Source organism: Streptomyces sp. NPDC005820 (assembly GCF_040630255.1).
Taxonomy (GTDB): domain Bacteria; phylum Actinomycetota; class Actinomycetes; order Streptomycetales; family Streptomycetaceae; genus Streptomyces.
In genome coordinates this window covers 288673-310640 of sequence record NZ_JBEXXE010000003.1, presented here as the reverse complement: position 1 = coordinate 310640, position 21968 = coordinate 288673, and the positions used below count along the sequence as shown (strand labels likewise).

Below are 21968 nucleotides of genomic sequence, written 5' to 3'. Positions count from 1 at the left end.
CCGACCATGGCGCCGCAGAGATATCCGGCCACTCCCCTCGTCCGCCGGGAAGGACGGCCGAAAGGCCACGCCTTCGTGCCGCCGAGGGAGGGGCCTCGTCCGGGAGTCGCCCTCATGGAGTGGGAACTTCGGGGCGAGTCATGGACGGACGAGCATCCGCACGACGAGTTCAACTACGTCCTGGAGGGCCGCCTGTTCGTCGCGTGCGACGGTGAGACCGTCGAGGCCGTCACGGGCGACGTCGTCCGGGTACCGGCCGGCAGCGTCGGCCGCTACTGGGCACCGGAGTACGCCCGCATGGTCGCCGTCTACGCCCCGAATCCCCAGGGGCTGGAAAGCCGCGTGCACGCCTTCACACGCTGGGAGCCGTCGGCGGAGGAAACCGGCGGATCCGCCTCGTAGAGTGCCGCGCCGCACCGGAGGAGCGCTCTCATATCCGCCGGGATCGCGATGTCCTCCTGGGTGACGCGCACGCCCGCGATCCGGGACCGGCTGGACCTTTCCACCGCGCACCTGGGGCTGGTGCTGTTCGGGCTGTCGCCCGGCTCGATGGCGGGCATCTCCTGCTCGGGACGGCTGGTGTCCAAGTCAGGGACCCGGCCCGTCATCGGCTGCGTCGCCTTTCTGCTCGGACCACCCGGACTCGGCTTCCTCGGCGGACAGGTCGGCCTGCGCCCCGCCATGCTCGTCGTTCCGGCCTGCGTCGTATGCGCCGCCTTCCTGGCCCCGGCGGTGGAGACCGGGGCCCGCCGCACCGCGGCGTGTCGGTGGTGAGGAACGGCGTGCCCCCCAGGGCGTCGTGATCGTCACATCGGCAGGAGGTCGAGGAGTGCGCCCACACCGGCGACGGTGAGGTGCGGGCGCTGTGCGGGAGGCAGTGCGGCGGAGCGGTCCGCCGGGTGGAGGCCGGTGGCCACCGCGATGCCGAGGGCGTCGGCGCGCCGGGCCATCGCCATCTCCAGCTCCGGGTCGTCCCCGACGACGGCGAGGTGCCGCGGGTCGACGCCCAGCCGGCGTGCGGCGCAGCGCAGACCGGTCAGCGAGGGCTTGCCCACGACCTGTTCGGCGACGCCCGTGACACTGCTGATCATGGCGCAGATGGCCCGGGAGGTGCCCAGCGCCCGGCCCTCCGCGCTGGCGAAGAACACCGACTGCGAGCTGCTGTACAGGGTGGCGCCGCCGAGGACGGCGTGGCAGGCGGCCTCCAGGTCGTCCATGGTGAACTCGCGGTACCACCCCACCAGTACGGCGTCGGCCTCCGGTTTCCCCCGCGGCGCGACGATCTCGACGCCGGCCCGCCGGAGCGGCTCCTTCAGACCGTCGCCGCCGAGCACCAGCGCGCTGCGGTGGCCCATGGCCAGGAAGTGGTCGACGGCGCTGGTGGCGGGGGTGAGCATGGCGTCGTCGGGCAGGTCGAAGCCGATGCGGCGCAGTGCCTCGGCATAGGCCTCGGGCGTGCGGGTGGTGCCGTTGGTGAAGGTGACCCAGGGCAGACCGCGGGCGGTGAGGGCGGCGGTCAGTTCCAGGGCTCCGGGCAGCGGCGTGAGCCCGTGGTTGCGTCGGTCGCCCAGGACCAGCGTGCCGTCCATGTCGAACACGACACCTCGGACGGCCCGCAGACGGTCGGTCAGGTCGGCGCTCTGGTCAGCCGTTTCGGCGGTCACGGTGCAGCTCCAGTCGGAAGTCGGGCCGGTCCAGGATCAGTTCGGGGGGCGCCGGGCGGGTCCGCAGACCGTGGAGCAGGTCGAGCACCGGTTTGACGTCGGGGTTGTAGTGCCGCCGGGCCGGACCGGCCGCCATCATGGCGTCCACCTGCTCGGCGGGCATGGTGGCCCGCAGCAGCAGTTCCTCGTCGCCGATACCGCGCAGGAAGCGCCGGCGCAGTTCGGCGACGGTGGGCGGGGGCGGTTCTCCGGCCAGTTCCCCGGCCCGTGGTCGGCCCAGAATGCGGTCGGCGACCTGCGGGTCGACGGGGGCGGTGGGGCGGCCGAAGCTGCCCAGGACATACCGGATCACCTGGTCGGAGACGTTCTCGTAGCGTTCGGCGCCGATGACGTTGTAGAGGGCCTGGGTGCACACCATCTGGGGGAAGGGAGTGACCATGATGGGGTGGCCGAGTTCGGCGCGCACGCGGGTCACCTCCTCGATGACCGCGTCGAACCGGTCGCTGAGACCCAGCTCGTCGAGCTGGCGGCGCAGGGTGGTCATCACACCGCCGGCCACCTGGTGGCGCATGAACGCGGCGTCGTAGTCCCGGGGGCCGCCGACGGGCAGCCCCTCGGCCGCCGCCATGCGGTCGAAGTAGTCCGCGACCACGCCCAGCAGCCGGTCGTCGACGTCCACGGTGTGGCCGAGTTCGCGCAGATTGGCCACGACCTGCCGGGCGTTGGGCAGCGACGTGCCGCCCGCCAGAGCCCCGCAGGCCACCTGGAGCGCCTCCACACCCAGTTCGGCGGCCTTGAGGTAGGTCAGGCCGGGCAGGCCGATCGTGCAGTGGGAGTGCAACTCCAGCGGTTTTCCGCGGAGGTTGCTCAAAACGGCCGGGATCAGCGTGGTGGCGCGTTCGGAGGTGAGCAGTCCGCCGGGGTCCTTGATGTAGACGCGGTCGATGTCCGGGCAGGCGGCCATCTGCGCGGCGAGCGCACCGTAGTGCGCGTCGTCGTGGACGTCGCTGACGGTGAAGGTCAGTGCCCCGACGATCTCGCCGGCGCCGGCCGCACGGATCATTCGGGCGGACTCGCGTACGGCGTCCATGTCGTGCATGGGGTCGAGGACGACGTACCGGGTGACGCCGTTCACCACCAGCCGGTCGTAGACCAGCTGCATGAACTCGGGATGCGCGGCCTCCCAGGAGATGAACCGCAGCCCGGTGCCGATGAACTGCAGGGGGGTGTTCGGCATGGCCCGACGCGTGAGCCGTATCCGCTCCCACGGGTCCTCGCGGTGGGTGCGCACCGCCATGCCCATGTGGGTGCTGGAGGTGTAGTCGAGGGCGCGGAAGCCGACCCGGTCCAGGACCGGCGCCATCTGGAGGATCTTGCCGGTGTCGAGCCCGGTGGCGCTCCACAGGCTCTGGTTGCCGTCGCGCAGCGACACGTCGACGAGTTGGATGTCAGCCACGGCCGCCTCCTGCCGGATGGTCCCGCAGGAACCGGGTGAACCAGGCGGTGTCCACACCGCCCTCGGTGAACTCGGCCTCCGCCAGCACCTCTTGGTGCAGGGAGATGTTGGTGCTCACCCCGCCGACCGAGCACCGGGCGAGGGCGCCGCGCAGCCGGGCCAGCGCGTCGGCGCGGTCGCGGCCGTGGACGATCAGCTTCGCGAGCAGCGAGTCGTAGTACGGCGGCACGCTCGCCCCCGCCTGGAGGTGCGTGTCGATCCGGATGCCGTCACCGAGCGGCCAGACCGCCTCCGTCACGGTGCCCGGACTCGGCCGGAAGTCATGTGCCCAGTCCTCGGCGTTGATCCGGCACTCCACGGCGTGCCCCAGGAATGACACGTCCGCCTGTCCGAAGGAGAGCGAGCGACCCTCGGCGACGGCGAGTTGCTCGGCGACGAGGTCCAACCCGGTGACGGCCTCGGTGACCGGGTGCTCCACCTGGATACGGGCGTTCATCTCCAGGAAGTAGAAGGTGCCCCGGTCCACGTCGACGAGGAACTCGACCGTGCCCAGGCCCCGGTACTCCAGATGCTTGCCGAGGGCCACCGCGGCCCGGTGCATCTCCTCGCGCAGCGCCGGGTCGAGGACGGGCGCGGGCGCCTCCTCGATCAGCTTCTGGTAGCGGCGCTGCACGGAACAGTCGCGGGTGCCGAGATGGACGACGTTCTCGCCGTCCGCGAGGAGCTGAACCTCCACATGCCGTCCGGTGGCGACGAAACGTTCGAGGTAGACGCGGGGGTCACCGAAGGCGGCGCCCGCCTCGGCCACGGCCAGATCGACGGTGGCGGCCAGGTCCGCCGGATCGTGCACCTGTTTCATGCCCCGGCCGCCACCGCCGCCGACCGCCTTGATCAGCAGCGGGAAGCCGATCTCCGCGGCGAGCCGCGCCGCGTCGGCGGTGTCCTCCAGCGGCCCACCGGGTACCACCGGCAGCCCGGCTGCGACGGCATGCCGACGGGCCTCCAACTTGTCGCCCACCGCCGCGAGTTGCTCCACGGTGGGCCCGATGAACACGATGCCGGCCTCGGCGCAGGCCCGGGCCAGCCGCTGGTTCTCGGAGAGGAAGCCGTACCCCGGGTGGACGGCGTCGACACCGGCGTCCTTCGCCGCGGCGAGCACCGCGTCCACGTTCAGATAGCTGGCCGAGGACGGCGCGGGGCCGAGGCGCACCACCCGGTCGGCCAGCCTCGCCGGAACGGAGTCGAGATCGGCGTCGGAGGCGGCGAGGACCGCCTCGATCCCGAGCCGTTGACACGTCCGCAGGACGCGCAGGGCGATCTCACCCCGGTTGGCGATCAGAACACGTCGAAATATCACGACGTCGCCCCTCCGGCTCGCGTGTCGACGAACAACAGCACGGCGCCCTGCTCGGCGAACTCGCCGTCCCGCAGGCAGATCTCCGCCACCGTGCCGGACGTCCCCGCGTAGACGGAGTTCATCAGCTTCATCGTCTCGACGATCCCGACCACCGTGGTCTCGGTGACCGGGTTCCCGAGCTCCACGAAGGGGGCCGCTCCGGGCTTCGGCGACCGGTAGAACGCTCCGGGCAGGGGGGTACGGACCTCGGTCAGACCCTCGCGCGCGGGCGCCGCCCGCTGCTGCGGAGCTGCGCCGCTCCGCACCGCCTGCGCTTCCCGGCCGGCGTCGAGCACCGGCTCGGCGGTCGTACGCGCGGACTGCGTCCATGCGCCGTCGTCGCCGCGGCGCAGCGACAGTTCGAACCTGTCGGTGCGCAGATGGAGGCGGTCGACCTCCATGCCGTCGATGATCCGCAGGATGTCCTGGACGTCCTCGCCGGTCAGGTTCACTTCGTGCCCCCGCCGGAGCCGGAGCCGGAGCCGGAGCCGGAGCCGGAGCCGGAGCCCGCGCCGCCGAGCAGCGACAGCACATGATCGAACGCCCTGGCCCTGGGCGCGGCCACGGGAGCCTTTTCGCGGCTCGCCCAGACCGTCTCGGGGCGGCTCTGGAGCAGGAAGATGTTGTGGCCGGGGACGAGGTTGCGGGAGATCGCCCACTCGATGTCCTGCGGGGCCCCGTAGTGGGACTCGACCTGTCGGCCGAGGCGTACGAGTTCGTGGATCTCCTCGTCGGACAGACACGGCTCGCCGCGGAGGTATTCCGGTACGTCCTCCTCCAGCACCCCGGAGCCGCTGGGGTCCATCCGGTGCTGTCGCAGCTTCGCCGAGACCGTGCGGGAGCAGATGTCCCCGGTGACCTTGCCGATGACGTACTTGTCGGGTGTCACATCCCCGCTGACCAGCGCGGACCCCAGGCCCCAGGAGCCTTCCAGGGCGACGACCGAGCGGTCCCCGGTGAGCGGGCTGCGGGTGAACATGACGCCGGCGCAGCGTGGGTCGATCATGCGCTGGACGACGACGGCCATGGCGAGGTCGTACTCCGGCAGGCCGAGCCGTCGCCGGTAGCTGACCGACTCGACGCTGTAGAGGCTGGCCCAGCAGCGGCGGACGTGCTCGACGAGGGAGTCCTCCCCGCGCACCCACAGATAGGTGTCCTGGAGACCGGCGAAGCTGGCGTCCTCGGCGTCCTCGCTGGTGGCGCTGGAGCGTACGGCGACGGGGGCGGGCTCGCCCGGGGTGTCGGACTCGCCGTCCAGGTCCCGGTAGTGGCCGCGGATCGCCGCCGCCACCTCCTCGGGCAGCTCGGCCGCCTCGATGCGTTCCCTGACCGGTGCGACCGCGCGGGTGATCGCCTCGGTGTCCTGGGCGTCCAGCGCCTCGACCGCGGTGCGGATCTCACCCCCCGGGTCGAGGGCGGCGAGGAAGGCCTCGAAGGCCGCGGTCGTCACGACGTAGCCGGGCGGTACGGGCGCGCCGGCGAAGGTGAGTTCGCCGAGGCCGGCGCCCTTGCCGCCGACCGTGGGCCGGTCCGTCAGCCGGAGTGCCCCGAACCGGCGGGCGAAGGGTGTCGTACTCATGGTGGTGCCTCCCACGCTCAGTCGAGGATGGTGACGATGCCGCGGTCGCCGTCCACGCGCAGCCGTTGGCCGGTGGTGATCCGCTTCGTGGCGTGGCCCGTCCCGACGACGGCCGGCAGACCGTACTCGCGGGCCACGATCGCCGCGTGCGACATGGTGCCGCCGATGTCCGAGACGGCGGCCGCGATCTTGCCGAAGACCGGGCCCCAGCTGGGCGCGGTCACCGGACAGACCAGCACCTCGCCCTCCCGGACCTGCCCGATGTCGTTGGCGCTCAGCAGCACCCGGGCGGTGCCCTCGACGACGCCGGGCGAGGCGGCGAAGCCGCGCACCTCGTGATCGCCGTCCGTGACCGGAGTGGACCAGGCCCGGATGGTCTCGGCGGTGATGCCCCACAGCATGCGGACCGCCGGGTCGTTGAGCGCCTCGGGGACCGGCCCCAGTGCGGGCGGCGGGGACCAGCCCGCGAGCGCCTCCAGCATCCGCCTGCGCTCCGCGACCGTCTCGCGCACGTGGGCCGAGCCCACCGCCCTGCTGCCGGCCGCCCAGGCGAGCATCACGTCGGTCAGGGCCTGACCGACCTCGGTGTGGCTCAGCTGGAAGACGTCCTCGGCGTCGGCCAGGACACCCCGGTCGCGCAGCAGCTCGCCGAACTCGCGGACCTTGGCGAAGAACTTCGTGGTGAAGTAGTGCTCGCAGTAGAAGTTGTGGTCCTCGACGAAGGGGAACACCACGCGGGCCAGGCCCAGCATCTGGTCGAAGGCGGCTCGCTCCTCCTCGCCGGCCAGCAGGGAGCGGTACTCCTGGGCGATGCGCTCGCGCTCGGCCGTGAGCTGTTCGGTGGGGCGGTCGAGCAGCTCGCCCCTGCGGGCCTGCTCGACATAGCCGGGCAGCGCCGCGAACGGCACGGTGAGGTCGTCGTTCCAGCTGCGGTGGTGGTGGTAGAAACCGGCGCCGGTCGACATGTTGAACCACGGCTCGCGGGCGTCGTCCAGGGCCGTCAGCCAACTCCGGCCGCCGTCGCCGCGGACGGCGAGTGCCGCCAGCACCTTGTCCGGGTCGCACCCCTCCACGAACAGATCGTCGACGCCGTACTCGACCGCCAGTTTCGCCAGTTTCCTCAGCTCGTCGTCCGGGCGGTAGAGGATGACGTCGATCCCCGCGACCATCCGGGCCACGTCCTGGTCGGGGATCTCCGGGAACGACGTCTTGCAGAACTCGAAGAACACCACGTAGGCGCCGTAGCCCAGCATCAGGAACTCCGAGTGGTGGTGCCACATCTTGGAGTACAGGTCGATCAGCCGGTGGTAGTTCTCGCGGACGTAGTGGTTCTGGGCCACGCCCTTGGCCTGGAACACGACGTCCGGGTCCTCGAACTCGGTCAGCCGGGGCACCTCGATCCGCTGGACCTCGTCGATCAGCGCGGTGATGCGGGTGACCCACCCCTGGTAGAGCTCGTCCCAGTTCTCGTAGTAGTGGCCCGCCCGCTCGCCGAACACCTCCAGCCTGCGCTGGATCTCCTCGGGATCGGTGACCGGGTTGGCGGTGATGTAGACCCGGCCGTTGACGATGCGGTGCTCGATGCCGAGCGTCGTGGGGAAGACGAACACGCGCGCGGTGTTCGCCCCGAGCGCGGTGTAGGGCGCCTCGGCCGTGACGGCGTCGAACGCGGGCATCGGCTCGGGGAAGTGCATCGCGTTGTAGAACCAGAACCGCTGGTCGTCCTCGGGCTGGAACCGGGTGTAGTACGGGTACATCGACGCCCAGCCTTCGGCGCCCGCCACATCGGTCAGCTCCGAGGGCAGTGGGAAACGGGGGTCGGGTCCGGCATCGTTCACGGTGCTCTCCAGGGTGTGCGGCTCGGACGGTAGGGAGCGGGGATCCGAGGGTGGTGCGGCTCAGACGGCGGCGGTGGCCAGGGGGTAGTCGCGCTGGGTACGGGCGTACCGGGCGAGGGCGTCGAGGGCGCGCGGGTCGGCGACCGCGCTGCGGTCGGCGGCCTGCTCGACGGGGGTGCCGAGCAGGATCCGGCGGGCCGGCACCTCGAGTTTCTTGCCGGTCGGGGTGGTGGGCACGGCCGGGACCTGGATGATCCGGTCCGGCACATGGCGGGGGCTGTACTCCCGGCGGAGCCGGTCCCGGATCGTCCGTTCGAGGCCGGCGTCGAGGGTGACGCCTTCGTCCAGGGCCACGAACAGCGGCATGAAGAAATTCTCGTCCGGCAGGTCGAGGCTGACCACCAGGGCTCCGGTGACCTGGTCCAGGGCCTCGACGACGCGGTAGATCTCCGCGGTGCCGATGCGCACGCCCTGCCGGTTGAGCGTGGCGTCGGAGCGGCCCAGCACGAAGCAGCCGCCGCGCGCGTTGACCTTGAAGAAGTCGCCGTGCCGCCAGACGCCCGGGAAGTCCTCGAAGTACGTGCGCCGGTACCGTTCGTCCCCGTCCCCGTCCCCGTCCGGGCCCCAGAACGTCACCGGCATGGACGGCAGCGGCTCCGTGATCACCAGCTCGCCGACCTCGTCGACGACCCGGCGTCCGTTCTCGTCGTAGGCGTACGCGGCGACACCCAGTGACCGCGCCTGCATCTCGCCGGCGTACACGGGCAGGGTGGGCACTCCGCCGACGAAGCCGGTGCAGCAGTCGGTGCCGCCGCTGCCGGTGGCGATCCACAGATCCGGCTTGACGTTGCCGTAGAACCAGGCGGTGCACTGGGGCGACACCGGCGAGCCGGCGGGCATGACCGTGCGCAGGGCGGACAGGTCGTAGCGTTCGCCGGGGACGATGCCGGCCTTGGCCATGAGGTCGACATAGGCCGGACTGGCGCCGAAGAAGGTGGCCCGGGTGTCCTGCGCGATCCGCCACAGCACGTCGGGCCCGGGGTGGGCGGGGTTGCCGTCGTACAGCACCGGGCAGGCCCCGACCAGCAGGGAGCTGATCAGGAAGTTCCACATCATCCAGCCGGTGGTGGTGAAGAACAGCGGCCGGTCGCCGCCACGCAGGTCCATGTGGAAGGTCTGCAGTTTCAGCTGCTCCAGCAGGATGCCGCCGTGGCCGTGCACGATCGCCTTGGGCAGCCCCGTCGTGCCCGAGGAGAACAGCACCCACAACGGGTGGTCGAAGGGAACATGCTCGAAGACGAAGTCCTCCGCGGGAACGGGCGCGCGGTCGAGGACGTCCTCCCACCGAAGGCCGCCGTCGACAGCCGGCCCCGTCTCCCCCTGGGCGGGCAGGTGGATGACATGCTCCAGACCCGGCAGGGCCTCGGCCAGGGAGCGTGCCTCCTCCCGGCGGTCGAAGTACTTCCCGCCGTAGCGGTAGCCGTCGACGCAGAACAGCACCTTCGGACGCAGCTGGCCGAACCGGTCGATCACTCCGCGTGAGCCGAAGTCGGGGGAGGCGCTCGCCCACACCGCGCCGATGGCCGTCGTCGCGAGCATCGCGACCGCGGCCTGCGGCACGTTCGGCAGGTAGCCGCACACCCGGTCGCCGGGACGCACCCCGAGGGCGCGCAGCCGCGTCGCCAGGACACGCACCTGGCCCGCGAGGTCCTCCCAGGCCATCCCGGCCGGGGCGGCACCCTCCGAGCAGTACAGCAGGGCATCGGCTCCGGTGCGCTCGTGGCGCAGGACGTGCTCGGCATAGTTCAGGCGGGCTCCGGGGAACCACTGCGCGCCCGGCATGTCCCGGCTGCCGAGCACCGCGGAGTACGGCGTCACCGACCGGACGTCGAAGTAGTCCCACAGGGCGCCCCAGAACGCCTCCAGGTCGGTGACCGACCAGTGCCACAGGTCCTCGTAGCCGCCGAACCGCAGCCCGCGTTCCCGGGCCAGCCAGTCCGCGAACCGCGTCAGATTCGCCTCGGCGACCCGCTGCCGGTCGGGCGTCCACAGCAGCTCGCCCTCAGCCGGAAAACCCCTTGTTGCCTCGACGGCCATGTCGCCTCCTCGCGTCACGGGACGAACGGTCCACGAGAGGCCATGGCCCAGGCAACCATCGCCTGCTAACTTTTCACGTGGTGAAATCCGTCCCACGTCTTCGCAGGTGAGAGCAGGTCCCATGCGGAACTACCAAGTGAAGACGATCAACTCGCTGGAACGCGGACTGCACGTGCTGCGGACCCTTCAGGAGATGCGCGCCGCCAGCCTCCACGACCTGCACCAGGTCACCGGCATCCCCAAAGCCACCCTCCTCCGGATCCTTCACACCTGCCATCAACAGGGGCTGGTGTGGCAACGGCTCGCCGACGGAGCCTTCCTCGCGAGCCTCAGACCGCAGCCCGTCCCGTACGACGACACCGAGTGGCTCGGCGAGCTGGCGACGCAGGTCCTGGAAGAGCTGTGCGAACGCGTCATGTGGCCCTCCGTGCTCACCGTGCCGCGCCTGGATTACATGGAGACCGTCGACACGAACAGCCCGAGGGCGTACTTCGACGAGGTCGTCCCCGTCGCCCCCATCGGCTTCCGCTCGCACATGCTGCTCGGCGCCTCGGGCCGGGCCTACATCGCCTTCTGCCCCGAACGCGAGCGCGAGGCGGTCCTGCGGCGCCTTCGCGAACACGACGCCCCCGGCAACGCGTACGCCCACGACGCGAAGTGGCTGAGCCGGCTGCTGGCGACCACTCGGTCACGCGGATACAGCGTGCGCGCACCCGAGTACGACTTCGACGGCCGCAATTCGATCGCCGTGCCGATCCGGGTGCACGGGGAGGTGCTGGGGTGCGTCAACGTGACGTGGCGCAGGACCGTCATGTCCGCGCAGGAGGTGGCACGCCGCCACCTGGAGGACCTGAAGTCCGCGGCGCACCGGATGGAAGAGCGGGCTGCGGCAGCCGTCCCGCGACGACTGGACGGTCCTGTCTGACCGTCCGACGCGGCCCGGTACCGGCAAGGCGCCATGCCATCGGACCGGAAGGGGGAAGGGCATGAGCGGTTTGGCACTGTCCGGTACGGCGCCTGCTCCGCGGGCCCGCCGTCGTCGCCCTGTGGGGCTCGCCACCGACGGGTTCCCGGACTCCTCGGTCGTGCATCGGATGGCGGCCGTGCTCGAAAGCCGCCCCGGTTGGTGCTCGTGCAAAAGAGGGCCGGGGGGTACGGGCCCACCGGCGTCTACCCGCCGTTGGCGGCCGTGCCGTTCATTGCCGGGCCCAGGTCCGCGGGGGTGGACGTGGCGTTCGGCGGCGGGGGAAGGACGACCAGCGGCTGACCGGCGGCCGGGACCGGCGGAGTCATGTCCGACTTGGGCAGGGTCGGCGGTTTGGTCTGGTTGAACAGCGTGGTGTCGAAGTCGACCAGACCGGTGTTCTCCATCACCGTGATGTGGTCGAGGACGGTGTCGTTGGCCTGGTCGGCCAGGGCGCGCACCAGGGAGTTCTTCGTCGTCGAGCGGACCTTCGCCACCGTGTTGAAGATGGAACCGTGCGTCATGCGCAGGATGTTGGCGAAGTCAATGTCGAACTGCTTGCCCTGGGACGTCTTCAGGGTGGTGACGAACCCTTCCTGCTGCGGGCTGGCCACGTTGGGCAGGACGACGTTGAGCATGGGTGCGATCTTGCGGCAGGTCTCGTCCAGCGCCGCGTGTCCGTCGACCAGGTGCTCGCTGGCGGTGCGAACGGCCTTGCTCTGGCCCTTCTCCAGCCCGATCAGTCCGACGGGGTGCTCCCAGAGTCCGGCCGCCCGCACCGCCACCACGAAGGCCCGGTCGCTCTCGGTGAACGGTCCCCACTGGGTGTTGGCGATGAGTCGGTCGGACGAGGTCGACACGGTGGTCAGACCGAGCATCGACGGGTATACGAGGGCGCTCACCGTCAGGGTCAGAGCGCCGCCCACGACAAGAGTGCCCACGATGTTCCGCGAAAGCCGCACTGTTCCTCCTGCTGGTCGAGGTACCTGTTCAGTCACTCATCGCCCGACGGGCCGGTCCAGGACGAATACGTGCCTGGTGCCGTTCGGGCTCACCCGATTCGGCAAATATTCAAGAGGGAGCAAAGAAGGCCCCGTTACCGGCCGCCACCCGCCCGACTCCGCGCCGCCGCTGGCGCCCCTTGATCGCGCAGCTTGCCTTCGTGTGCCGTTGTGCTCGGCCGGGATCAGGTTCGGGGTGTCGCGTGAAGGGGATTGAGCATGTCCTGCGGTTCCTGCGTGGTGACGGGATGAGGGGCGGGAGGATGGGCGGGTGCTGTCCCGGCTCCGTGGTCAAAGCCCGCACGCAGGCCATCAACCGGCTCAAGTCAAGGAGGGCAGGACCGGGCGTGAAATCGTCCGTTGCCTCCAACGCAGCTACAGTCGGCACCCTGCTCATAGGGGTTGTCGTGACAGATGAGAGGCTCGGACAGGTGAGTGAGACACCGATGAACACCCTGCAATACCGCTTTGACGGACCGGAAGACGCCCCGGTCCTGATCCTCGGTCCCTCACTGGGCACCACCTGGCACAGGTTGTAGAGACCGTCCGTGGGCGTCCAGACCAGTCCAAGATGAGCGCGTAAGGCCAGGGCAGGGCATTCCGGTCCGGTGGAGTCGACCCAGTCGGTGATAGGCGTGTGAGAGCGGAGTGCGACGAGAAGCCCCGCAGGTGCGGCCCGGCGGGGCTTCTGAGTAGGTGGGTTTGAGTGTCCGTCGTGGGCGTCATTGCACTCAGGTTCTCCTCCCACGAGTACCCGAAGCACCCACTCGGCGACGACACGACTTTCACGACTGGTGTGCAGCATGCGGCCCGGAACTCTTCACGGTCGACCAGGGCGCATCCTTCGCTCCCGCACAGTCCACGCCCATTTGGGGCATCTGCCGGTCTCCTCGCCCCCTCTGCTGTCATAGACGGCTTGCCCTCCTCACCGCGTAGGGCACTGCCGCCTCGGTGAAAAGTCCGGCTGGGTCATGGCCAGCCCCGGTACGGCCTGCCGCAGATGCTCCCATCTGCTTCTGCGGGAACAGAGCGCCCGGCGACTCCCGCATAGGCGCAGCGGTCGGAGACCGGAGTGGCGGCGACCCAGCTGAGAACCTGTCCGGCGGCTTCGTCGTCGCCGGTTCAGCGACGCCTGCTGCATCACCAAGCGCTCCGACGACCCGCCCGTGCCCGGCCTGGTCCAGCGCCTCCTAGCCCCTTACCGCGGTCAGCACGTTCTCCTCGAACGGGCCGCCCTTGACCGTGATCTCCTTCACCGTGCCTATGCCTTTGACGTAGTACTTGTTGTCCACGACCCCGGGTTCCAGCGGTGTCCATTCCTTTGTGCGCAGGGCCCCGGTGAAGGTCTTGTACGGGACGGACACCCGGGAGGTCAGGTCCAGTACCTGGAAGCGGTCCTCAGCCTGTCCGGGGTAGTACTCCTGCTGTCCGCCGGCGCCGGGCACGGGGTGGGCGGGCAGGAAGACGCCGGGGCGGGCGCCGTCACGGCCGGCGCGCCAGGTGCCCTCGGTGGAGAGCATGTTGCCGTGGGCGTCGAGTTCGGCGGTGTCCTCGCCGAAGTACCAGACGTTGCCGGCGGCGTCCTGGGCGTAGTAGTCGCGGGTGGCCTCGTGGAGGGTGCGGCCGGTGTAGACGCGGTCCTCGACGACGCGGCAGGGGATGCCGGTGATCTTCTGGGTCTCCCGGGTGGCGGTGAGGTACTCCGTGGTCTTCGCGCCGTCTTTGACGCCGCTGTAGACCAGTGTCCGGCCGGGCGGCAGCGGGAACCACGGGTTGTCGACGGTCGCCGAGAAACTGCGGGGAGCCGGGCTGCTCGGCGTGGGCGCCGCGGACCGGTGGCCCGAGCTCCCCGAACCTGACGAGCAGGCCGTCAGCACGACCGTGGCCGTGCAACCGGCGGCCACGGCGAGGACCAGTGCTCTGCGTGTCATGTCTTTGCCGATCATCGGGGCTCCCTCTTCGGGCGGTGGGCTTCGAGCCTGCTCGCCGGTGGCTAAGGAGACCCTGAAACGGTTCCCGCGTGTCCCGTGGGCTCCGCTCGGACGGACTCAGGGTCTGCTTATCCGCCCGCACTACGCTGGGACCTGCAGGGCCTGCGCGAGGAGGCACCATGCGGATTCTCGTGGTCGAGGACGAAGCGCCCATGGCGGAGCTGCTGCGGCGCTGCCTGGCGGAGAACGGCTTCGCGGTCGACGTGGCCGCCACCGGCGAGGACGGCCTCTGGTACGTCCAGGAGACCGACTACGACGTGATCGTCCTGGACGTGATGCTGCCGGGCACCGACGGGTTCGGCGTGCTGCGTGAGATCCGCGCCTCCGGCCGGTGGGCGCCAGTCCTGCTGCTGACCGCGCGGGACACCGTCGAGGACCGGGTGAGGGGCCTGGACCTGGGCGCGGACGACTATCTCGTCAAGCCCTTCGCGCTCGCCGAGCTGCTGTCCCGGCTGCGCGCGCTGATGCGCAGGGGCGCCCGCGAACGGCCCGCCGTGCTCACCGTCGGCGACCTCACCCTCGACCCGGCGGCCCGCTCCGTGGCCCGCGACGGTACGCCGATCACGTTGACGGCCAAGGAGTTCGCGCTGCTGGAGTGCCTGATGCGGCGGCCCGGCCAGGTGCTGTCCAAGGCCGAACTCATCGAACACGTCTGGGACTTCACCTTCGACGCGGACTCGAACGTCGTGGAGGTGTACGTGGGCTACCTCCGGCAGAAGATCGACCGTCCCTTCGGACGGCAGTCACTGCGCACCTCCCGTGGCGCCGGCTACTGGCTGAGAGACGAGAGATGACCACCAGGACCAAGCGGGCCATGCGCACCTTGTTGGCCGGCCTCCCCGTCCGGCTCCGTCTGACCCTCGCCTTCTGCCTGGCGATGGCGGTGGTGCTGACCGCACTGGGCGCGTTCCTCTACACCCGGATGGGCGCCGAGCTGACCCGCGCCGTCGACCTCGACCTGCGCGCACGGGCCGCGGCCACCGTCGGTTCGCTGGCCCAGCGCGAACGGGCCCCGCTGGACGCGGGCCGCGGACTCATCGACCCCGACGAGTCGTTCGGCCAGATCCTGTCGCCGCAGGGCGACGTCGTCGAGACGACCCCGGCCGTCGCGGCCGCGCCCATGCTGCCGCCGGGCACCGCACGAACCGTCACCGAGCCGGTCTTCCTCAGCCGTCATGTCGTGGGCATCGACGACCCCGCCCGGCTGCTCGCCCTGCCCGTCCGCCTGCCGGGGACGGTCGCCCGGCCCGCAGTCCTCGTCGTGGGCGCGCCGCTCGGCGACCGTGCGGAGGCACTGGACCGGCTGCTGCTCCTGCTGCTCATCGGCGGTCCGCTCGCCCTGGCGGCGTCCTCGTACGCGGGCTGGCTGCTGGCGGGCGCGGCCCTGCGGCCGGTCGAGCGCATCCGCCGGGAGGCCGCCGCGATCTCGGAGGCCGAGCCCGAACGGCGCCTGACCGTCCCACCCACCAGGGACGAACTGGCCCGGCTGGCGCACACCCTCAACGCCATGCTCGCGCGCCTGCAGGAGGCGCTGGAGCGCGAGCACCGCTTCGTCGACACCGCCGGACACGAACTGCGCACCCCGCTGGCACTGCTGCGGGCCCAGCTCGAACTCGCCACGGCCCGCCCGCGTGACCGCACCGAACTCGAAGCCGCCGTACGCTCCGCCGCCGCCGAGACCGACCGGCTCGTCGGGCTCGCCGAGGACCTTCTCGTCCTCGCCCGGACCCGACAGGGCCGACTTCCGTTGCGCCGCGAACTCGTGTCCCTGCCGCGGCTGCTGACCGACGCCGCCGAGGCGTTCCGCGCCCGTGCGGCCGCCGACGGCGCGACGATCACCGTGGAGCCCTCCAGCACCCCCGAAGCCGACCTCGATCCGGTACGGCTGCGCCAAGTCCTGCACAACCTCCTCGACAACGCCCTGCGCCACTCCGGTCCCGTCGGCCCGGGCCGCATCACCCTCAGCGCCGAACACGCGGACGGCGTGGTGCGGGTGTGTGTGCACGACCACGGCGAGGGCTTCCCGCCCGCCGTGCTCGCCGGGCCGCCGCCGAACCCGAGCCCCGACGCACAGGCCGGCGGGCTCGGCCTCTCCATCGTCGCGATGATCGCCGCGGCCCACGGCGGCCGGGTGAGCCTTGCCAACCACCCGACGGGCGGGGCCTGCGTGACGGTAAGCCTCTGCGACTCGTCCCGGCTTGCAGGGACGGAGCAAGGCGAATAGAGAGGGACGCCAGCGCCAAGTACCTCGCGGGCGGCACCACTTCGCTGGGCTGGGGGCCGCAGGGCCTCGGTCTCGGATACCCGACGGGCGCGGCGATCCTGATCTCGGTCCTGGTCGTCATCTTCGCCGTCTGGAAGCTGGCCGGGATGACGTTCGTCATCCGTGACATCGTCAGCTTCCGCGGGGAGGCGCTGTTCTGGTCGGCGATCCTCGTCTCCGTCGGGGCGGCGTCGCCCCGACGGCTGGACGTCCTGTGCCAGGCCGTCTTCTCCGGGCCGGATTCCGGCGCCGCGGTATGCACCCCGCGGACGAACAGCGTCATGACCACGGCCAGATAACCGGCGTAACCCACGGCCTGGAGCCAGGTCATGGCCGGAGTCAGGTTGAACACGCCCTGGACGAGCGTGCTGTACCAGGAACCGGCGTCGACGCTGCCGCTCAGGTTGATCGCGTAGGCCGCCTTCCCGGGCAGCACGCCACCCTCCTGAAGGTCGCGAAGACCGTAGCCGAGGACGCCCGGCCGCGACCGCAGGTCACCTGGGAACGACCGGAACTGTGGTTCACGACCGGCTGACCGGAGGTCCGGCCACCGCGACGCCTGTATCACCGGCCGCACGCTGCTGACCAGTGCATCGGCCTCTGTGTTCAGGTCGCGTTCAGGTTCGGCTGGGCCTCGGGCAACTCCCGTACCGGAAGCGCCAAAACTCTGGCAAAGGGGTCTGTGGTGACAAGTGGGCGCCATGTCATCGTGCCTGCCATGTCGACTGATCACCTCACTCACAACCGGCCCGCGGGCCCCATCCGTCACGCGGCGAGCAAGGTGCCGGAGGTGACCGTCTACTTCTGGATCATCAAGGTGCTGACCACCGGGATGGGCGAGACGGCGTCCGACTTCCTGGCCCATCTGCTCGGCCCGATCCCCGCTGTCGGCCTCGGCGGCATCGCCCTGGTGGCCGCTCTGGCGGTGCAGTTCGCCGTCCGCCGGTACGTGGCCTGGATCTACTGGACGGCGATCGTCATGGTCAGCGTGTTCGGCACGATGGCCGCCGACGTCCTGCACGTCGGCCTCGGGGTGCCGTACACGCTCTCGACCCCGTTCTTCATGGCCGCGCTGGCCGCCGTCTTCGCCCTCTGGTACCGCAGCGAGCGCACCCTGTCCATCCACAGCATCCGCACCCGCCGTCGTGAGGTCTTCTACTGGGCGACCGTCCTGGCCACCTTCGCCCTCGGCACCGCCGCCGGCGACCTCACCGCCACGATCGGCCTCGGCTACCTGGGCTCCGCCGTCCTGTACGCCGCCGCGATCGCCGTTCCGGCCGTCGCTCACCGATGGGGCAGCCTGAACGCGGTGGCCGCGTTCTGGGCCGCGTACGTCATCACCCGCCCGCTCGGCGCCTCTGTCGCCGACTGGATGGCCGTCGGCCACGGCAGGGGCGGACTCGACCTGGGCCTGGGGCCGGTCACGCTGTCCTGGACGGTGGCCATCCTCGGCTTCGTGGGCTACCTGGCCGTCTCCCGCAAGGACGTCCAGCGCGACATCACGCCGTGACACGCCGGTGGCGTCGAGTGCGGCGCGGTCACCCGGCAGGCAGGCTGACCACGAACCGTGCCCCGGGGGTGTGTCCGGGGTCGTAGGTCACCTCGCCCCCTGCGGAGCGGGCCAGGCGTCGCGCCAGCGGCAGTCCCAGGCCCGCTCCGCCGTGTCCGTCACCGGGATCCGCGCGCTGACCGGGCTCGAAGAGCTGTGCGGCGAACGGGGGCGGTACGCCGGGCCCGTCGTCGATGACGTCGACGCGTACGCCGTCCGGTGCGCGGTAGACGCGGACGGCGACCTTGGAGCGGGCGTAGCGGCAGGCGTTGGTCAGGAGCGGGCTGACGATGCGTTCGAGGAGGGCGGGTGGGACTCCGGCCTCCAGCGGTGGGCCGTCAGCGGCGACCGTCAAGTGACCGGGCGTGTCGAGGACTTCGGTGAGGCGTCGCAGCGTGGGGAGGATCTCGGCGGTGCCGGGAGCGGTGGGTGCGCCGCCGCGGGCGTCGTCGAGGAGGGTGTCGCAGATGGTGCGCATGGACTGGGCGGCTTCCGCGATGACCTTGTGGGTGGCGTGGGTCTGGTCGGCGGTGCGGGGGCGGGTCTGCCACCAGTCGAGTTCGGCGATGATCCGGCTCAGGGGTGTGCGCAGCTCGTGCGAGAGTTCCCCGGTGAGTTGCCGCTCGTGGCGCAGGAGGGTGCGGATGCGGTCCAGTATGGCGTCCAGCGATGTACCGAGGCGCGCGAGTTCGGCCGGGTGCCGCTTATGGCCGAAGCGTTCTTCGGAGGTGACGGCGCTCCACTGGGTGGCCTGGTCGGTCATCGTGCGGACGGGGCGCAGCGCGCGGCCTACCGCCAGCCGGGTGAGAGCGTAGGTGCAGGCGAGCATCACGGCGTCCAGGGCGAGTGATCCCAGGAGCAGGGTGTCGGCCGAGCTCCGGTACGGCGAGAGGCCGAGCGCGGTGACCACGGTGGCCTCGCTGTTGTCTGCGGACACCGGCTGCGAGCACAGCCGGAGGGGGCCGTCGACGTCGGCGGTGACGCACCGCAGCCCGCCGCGCCCGGCGAGGGCGTCGGCGACGCGGGTGAGGGGGCCGGCGTTCGGCGGCTCTTCCAGCAGGCGTCCGTCGGCGTAGATCCACACGTTGGCGTCGAGGAGGGCGTCGTTGGAGGTCTCCAGGACACGTACGGTCGTGCCGGCGGTGTCGATGGTCGTCGCGACGGCGGCGGCGCGGGTGCGCAGTTCGTCGTCCGCCTGGTGCTGGAGGCGGTGCTGGGCGACCACGTTGAAGGCGACGGTGAGGACCAGCATCAGCAGCGCGGCCGTAGTGAGGGCCACGAGGGAGAGCCGGCCGCGCAGCGTGCGGGGCGCCAGACGGTTGAGGAAGGCGGTCATAGCGGGCCGTAGCCGGTGGCGGGTGCTGCTCATGACAGCCGGTGGCCGATCCCGCGGGCCGTGCCGATCGTCCGGTCGCTGCCCGCCTCGCGCAGCTTGCGGCGCAGTCGGGTCAGGTACTGGTCGAGGGTGTTGTCGTGGACCTGGGCGCCCTCGGGCCAGGCCGCCCGGACCAGATCGCGGCGGCGCACGATGCCGCCGGAAGCCGCCATGAGCGTGGCCAGGAGACGGAACTCGGTCGGGGTCAGGTCGACTCGGGTGCCTCGGACGCTGACCGTGTGCCGGACTGCGTCCAGTGCCAGGTCGCCTGCTGTGGCGGCAGGCGGCGGTGCGGTCCGTTTGAGGGCTGCCCGCAGGCGGGCCGCGAGTTCGGTGAGGTGGAAGGGCTTGGGCAGGTAGTCGTCGCCTCCGGCCGAGAACCCGGACAGCCGGTCGCTCAGCCGGTGGTGAGCGGTCAGGAAGATGACGGGGGAGAGGAATCCGTTCGCGCGCATGGCCTGGCACACGTCCCGTCCGTCGGCGTCGGGCAGCCCGATGTCGAGCACGGCGGCGGAGATGTCGGCGGTGGCCAGGCGCAGGGCGGCGGCGCCGTCCGGTGCGGGCACGGTGTCGAAGTCCTCGTCGCGCAGTCCGCGCATCAACACGTCACGCAGGGCGTGATCGTCCTCGACGACCAGGATCGTCTGGCGCATGGTCCTCCCTCTGCTCTCGTGCCGCGTCCGTCTGTTCCGCTGCCGTGTCCGCTCGGCCCCCAGCCGCGCTGCCCGTCGGTTCTGCCGTCCGGCGCGCCGGGTCCGTGTCCATGTCCGTCGTGCCGGGGGTCAATCGCTCGGGAAGCCAGCGGGCCACAGCGCCCAGGCACAGGCCCAGCCAGCCGAGGGCGAACAGCCAGCCGCCGACGACATCGGTGAACCAGTGCACTCCGAGGTAGACACGGGTCAGGCCGACCGACGCGCCCCAGGCGCCGATGACCAGGGTGAGCAGGGTCGCGCCGCGCGGGCCGCGCACGCGGACGGCGACGATCAGCAGTCCCGCGGCGAGGGCTGCCGTGGTGGTGTGACCGGACGGGAACGCCCATCCCGAGGCATGCGTCGCCCAGTCCGTCAGGGGTGGTCGCGGCCGGGCGACGCGCGCCATCACCGCGTACCGCAGCGCCTGGCCCGCCCCGAGGCAGACCAGGCAGAGCGCGACGGCGAGCGCCCGCTGCCGACGGGTGCGCCCCGCGATGATTCCGGCCAGCACCGCCAGCGCGTACGGGACGACACCGGTCCCGGTGGCAGTCAGCCCGCGGGCGAGGGCCACCGCCACGTCGGGCCGGTGGGCGCCGGACCAGGAGACGAGGTCGGCGTCCCCGAACAGCGGCAGGCCGTCGTGACCCACCACGACCATGGTCAGCACCCCGAACGCCGTCCACGCGCCGAGGCCGCAGGTGCCGGCCAGTTCTGCGACCTCGCCGCGCCTCACGACACCACCAGCAGCGGACGCAGACGGCCGGCCGCGAGCCGTAGGGCTGTGCCCTCCGCACGCCTGCGCAGTGCCGACATGACGAGCAAGGCGACGAGCGCGCCCACCACGACCCCTGCCAGGACGTCGTGGGGGTAATGCGCCCCCACCCAGACACGCGAGACGGCCATCGCGCAGGCAGCTGCCACGGCGAGCGCGCCGAGCCGACGGGAGACGAACAGCAGGGCGACGGCGGCCGTGGCGGCGATGGCCGCGTGGTTGCTGGGGAAGGACCAGTCGCCGGGTGCCGGACACGCCTCCAGCGTGGCCACCCGCAGACTCTGGCAGGGCCGGTCCTCGCGCACCAGCAGCTTCAGTGCCGCGTCCACCCCGAAGGCCACGACCACGGTGAACGGCACGGCGAGTGCCGTCACCGACGCGGCGGCGTCCACACGCCGGGCGCGCCACCAGCCGACGGCCATGAGCACCGCGAATACGGCGAGCCCGTACGTCGACCACGCCGACACCGCGTCGTCCAGCCACGCCGGAGCATGCTGAGCGAGGTTCACCACGTCGGTGTAGGCGGAGCCGTCGACCGACGAGCCGTTGAGGGCGAGAATCATCCGCGTGCCTCCTCCTCCGCCTTCGCCTTCGCGTCCCGGCGCGAGCGGTACACCTCGGAGGCGACCGGAATCAGCGACAGGGCCACGATCACCGCGACGATCGGCAGCAGATAGCGGTCCACGTTCGGCACGGAGGAGCCCAGCGCGTATCCCGCCAGTGTGAGGCCGAGGCTCCACACCAGTCCGCCGGTCACCTGCCAGACGGTGAACGTCCGCACCGGCACCCGCAGGGCGCCCGCCATCGGGTTCAGGACCGTGCGCACCACCGGAACGAAGCGGGCCAGGACGATCGCCTTCGCGTATCCGTAGCGCTCCAGCAGCTCCTCCGCGCGTTTCGCCCCCTCGTGCAGGCGGGCCGAGCGGCTGCGGGAGAGCAGGGTGCCGCCCGCTCGACGGCCCAGGAGGTAGCCGCACTGTGAGCCGGCCAGCGCTCCCACCGCCGCGGTGACCAGGAGCGGGCCGAGTGACAGCTTCAGGCCGCTCTCGGCGGTGCCGGTGCACAGCAGACCGGCCGTGAACAGCAGCGAGTCGCCCGGGAGGAAGAAGCCGATCAGTAGCCCGGTCTCGGCGAACAGCACCACGCCCACGCCCAGCCCGCCGAACGCGGACAGCAGCGACCGCGCGTCCAGCACATTGACGGCGAGCTGCGACGATAGATGCATGGCTGTGGTCATCGTCGGGAGCTCCTTCATCGTTCTTCCGGACTGTCGGACGCGGCGGAACGGTGGCGCGGCGGCATCCGGCAACTGACTACAATCCTGTAGACGG

General features: G+C 71.2%; 20 protein-coding genes and 3 pseudogenes. 8 read left to right on the top strand and 15 right to left on the bottom strand.

From position 1 onward, the window contains the following. Positions 1-6: 6 nt before the first annotated feature. Both ABZ464_RS05550 and ABZ464_RS05545 read left to right on the top strand, forming a co-directional pair. Entirely contained in the window at positions 7-402 is a 396-nt protein-coding gene (locus tag ABZ464_RS05550) for a cupin domain-containing protein (RefSeq protein ID WP_359271319.1), read from the top strand. Positions 403-450: 48 nt separating this feature from the next. Then, positions 451-606 (top strand): annotated as a pseudogene (locus ABZ464_RS05545) (MFS transporter); the annotation flags it as partial. Positions 607-806: 200 nt separating this feature from the next. Here ABZ464_RS05545 and ABZ464_RS05540 read toward each other — a convergent pair. Genes ABZ464_RS05540 through ABZ464_RS05510 form a run of 7 tightly spaced genes read right to left on the bottom strand, consistent with a single transcriptional unit; the run spans position 807 to position 10030 of the window. Further along, positions 807-1664: an HAD family hydrolase gene (locus ABZ464_RS05540; RefSeq protein ID WP_359271316.1), complete on the bottom strand. Its 858-nt coding sequence runs from the start codon at positions 1662-1664 to the stop codon at positions 807-809. After that, complete coding sequence (locus ABZ464_RS05535; RefSeq protein ID WP_359271313.1) at positions 1645-3120, bottom strand: biotin carboxyl carrier protein; 1476 nt, start codon at positions 3118-3120, stop codon at positions 1645-1647. The genes ABZ464_RS05540 and ABZ464_RS05535 overlap by 20 nt, the downstream gene beginning before the upstream one ends. After that, positions 3113-4477 (bottom strand): biotin carboxylase N-terminal domain-containing protein, encoded by a 1365-nt coding sequence (locus tag ABZ464_RS05530; RefSeq protein ID WP_359271310.1) that lies wholly within the window; start codon positions 4475-4477, stop codon positions 3113-3115. The genes ABZ464_RS05535 and ABZ464_RS05530 overlap by 8 nt, the downstream gene beginning before the upstream one ends. Beyond that, the gene (locus ABZ464_RS05525; protein WP_359271308.1) at positions 4474-4968 is read right to left on the bottom strand and encodes a biotin/lipoyl-containing protein; all 495 of its coding nucleotides are present in this window, start codon (positions 4966-4968) and stop codon (positions 4474-4476) included. The genes ABZ464_RS05530 and ABZ464_RS05525 overlap by 4 nt, the downstream gene beginning before the upstream one ends. Next, positions 4965-6095: a PEP/pyruvate-binding domain-containing protein gene (locus ABZ464_RS05520; RefSeq protein WP_359271305.1), complete on the bottom strand. Its 1131-nt coding sequence runs from the start codon at positions 6093-6095 to the stop codon at positions 4965-4967. The genes ABZ464_RS05525 and ABZ464_RS05520 overlap by 4 nt, the downstream gene beginning before the upstream one ends. Positions 6096-6112: 17 nt before the next feature. Next, positions 6113-7933 (bottom strand): PEP-utilizing enzyme, encoded by a 1821-nt coding sequence (locus ABZ464_RS05515; RefSeq protein ID WP_359271302.1) that lies wholly within the window; start codon positions 7931-7933, stop codon positions 6113-6115. Between the two features lie 60 nt (positions 7934-7993). Next, positions 7994-10030, bottom strand: coding sequence for an acetoacetate--CoA ligase (locus ABZ464_RS05510; protein WP_359271300.1), 2037 nt, complete (start codon positions 10028-10030; stop codon positions 7994-7996). Between the two features lie 121 nt (positions 10031-10151). On the opposite strand from ABZ464_RS05510, the gene ABZ464_RS05505 reads away from it, so the two are divergent. Next, positions 10152-10955 (top strand): IclR family transcriptional regulator C-terminal domain-containing protein, encoded by an 804-nt coding sequence (locus ABZ464_RS05505; protein ID WP_359271297.1) that lies wholly within the window; start codon positions 10152-10154, stop codon positions 10953-10955. 245 nt (positions 10956-11200) lie between these two features. On the opposite strand, the gene ABZ464_RS05500 is transcribed toward ABZ464_RS05505, so the two are convergent. Further along, positions 11201-11920 (bottom strand): DUF4142 domain-containing protein, encoded by a 720-nt coding sequence (locus ABZ464_RS05500; protein WP_359271448.1) that lies wholly within the window; start codon positions 11918-11920, stop codon positions 11201-11203. A gap of 506 nt (positions 11921-12426) precedes the next feature. On the opposite strand from ABZ464_RS05500, the pseudogene ABZ464_RS05495 reads away from it, so the two are divergent. Then, positions 12427-12525, top strand: a pseudogene (locus ABZ464_RS05495) (3-oxoadipate enol-lactone hydrolase); the annotation flags it as partial. 660 nt (positions 12526-13185) lie between these two features. Here the strand turns inward: ABZ464_RS05495 and ABZ464_RS05490 are convergent. Then, entirely contained in the window at positions 13186-13926 is a 741-nt protein-coding gene (locus tag ABZ464_RS05490) for a hypothetical protein (RefSeq protein WP_359271295.1), read from the bottom strand. A gap of 179 nt (positions 13927-14105) precedes the next feature. Here ABZ464_RS05490 and ABZ464_RS05485 point away from each other — a divergent pair, with 179 nt between their 5' ends. The 3 genes from ABZ464_RS05485 to ABZ464_RS05475 all read left to right on the top strand — a co-directional run bounded on the left by ABZ464_RS05485 (position 14106) and on the right by ABZ464_RS05475 (position 16548). Then, positions 14106-14780, top strand: a complete 675-nt coding sequence (locus ABZ464_RS05485; RefSeq protein WP_359271292.1) for a response regulator transcription factor — start codon at positions 14106-14108, stop codon at positions 14778-14780. Then, positions 14777-16210: an ATP-binding protein gene (locus ABZ464_RS05480; RefSeq protein WP_359271289.1), complete on the top strand. Its 1434-nt coding sequence runs from the start codon at positions 14777-14779 to the stop codon at positions 16208-16210. The genes ABZ464_RS05485 and ABZ464_RS05480 overlap by 4 nt, the downstream gene beginning before the upstream one ends. 146 nt (positions 16211-16356) lie before the next feature. Next, positions 16357-16548: a hypothetical protein gene (locus ABZ464_RS05475; RefSeq protein ID WP_359271454.1), complete on the top strand. Its 192-nt coding sequence runs from the start codon at positions 16357-16359 to the stop codon at positions 16546-16548. Here ABZ464_RS05475 and ABZ464_RS05470 read toward each other — a convergent pair. After that, a pseudogene (locus ABZ464_RS05470) lies at positions 16509-16727 on the bottom strand (iron permease); the annotation flags it as partial. The gene ABZ464_RS05475 and the pseudogene ABZ464_RS05470 sit on opposite strands and share 40 nt — an antisense overlap. Positions 16728-16967: 240 nt before the next feature. Between ABZ464_RS05470 and ABZ464_RS05465 the strand changes: the two are divergent. Further along, a complete protein-coding gene (locus ABZ464_RS05465; RefSeq protein ID WP_359271286.1) occupies positions 16968-17759 on the top strand; it encodes a hypothetical protein in 792 nt (263 codons plus the stop codon). A 28-nt stretch (positions 17760-17787) separates the two neighbouring features. Here the strand turns inward: ABZ464_RS05465 and ABZ464_RS05460 are convergent, their stop codons facing one another. The 5 genes from ABZ464_RS05460 to ABZ464_RS05440 are packed head-to-tail and all read right to left on the bottom strand — an operon-like array spanning position 17788 to position 21874. Then, a complete protein-coding gene (locus ABZ464_RS05460; protein WP_359271283.1) occupies positions 17788-19167 on the bottom strand; it encodes a HAMP domain-containing sensor histidine kinase in 1380 nt (459 codons plus the stop codon). After that, the gene (locus ABZ464_RS05455; protein ID WP_359271281.1) at positions 19164-19826 is read right to left on the bottom strand and encodes a response regulator transcription factor; all 663 of its coding nucleotides are present in this window, start codon (positions 19824-19826) and stop codon (positions 19164-19166) included. Before ABZ464_RS05455 ends, ABZ464_RS05460 begins: the two co-directional genes overlap by 4 nt. After that, positions 19780-20598 carry a phosphatase PAP2 family protein gene (locus tag ABZ464_RS05450; protein ID WP_359271278.1) on the bottom strand — a complete coding sequence of 273 codons (819 nt, stop codon included), beginning with the start codon at positions 20596-20598 and terminating at the stop codon, positions 19780-19782. The genes ABZ464_RS05455 and ABZ464_RS05450 overlap by 47 nt, the downstream gene beginning before the upstream one ends. Next, the gene (locus tag ABZ464_RS05445) at positions 20595-21200 is read right to left on the bottom strand and encodes a phosphatase PAP2 family protein (RefSeq protein WP_359271276.1); all 606 of its coding nucleotides are present in this window, start codon (positions 21198-21200) and stop codon (positions 20595-20597) included. The genes ABZ464_RS05450 and ABZ464_RS05445 overlap by 4 nt, the downstream gene beginning before the upstream one ends. After that, entirely contained in the window at positions 21197-21874 is a 678-nt protein-coding gene (locus tag ABZ464_RS05440) for a DedA family protein (protein ID WP_359271273.1), read from the bottom strand. The genes ABZ464_RS05445 and ABZ464_RS05440 overlap by 4 nt, the downstream gene beginning before the upstream one ends. Between the last annotated feature and the right edge of the window lie 94 nt (positions 21875-21968).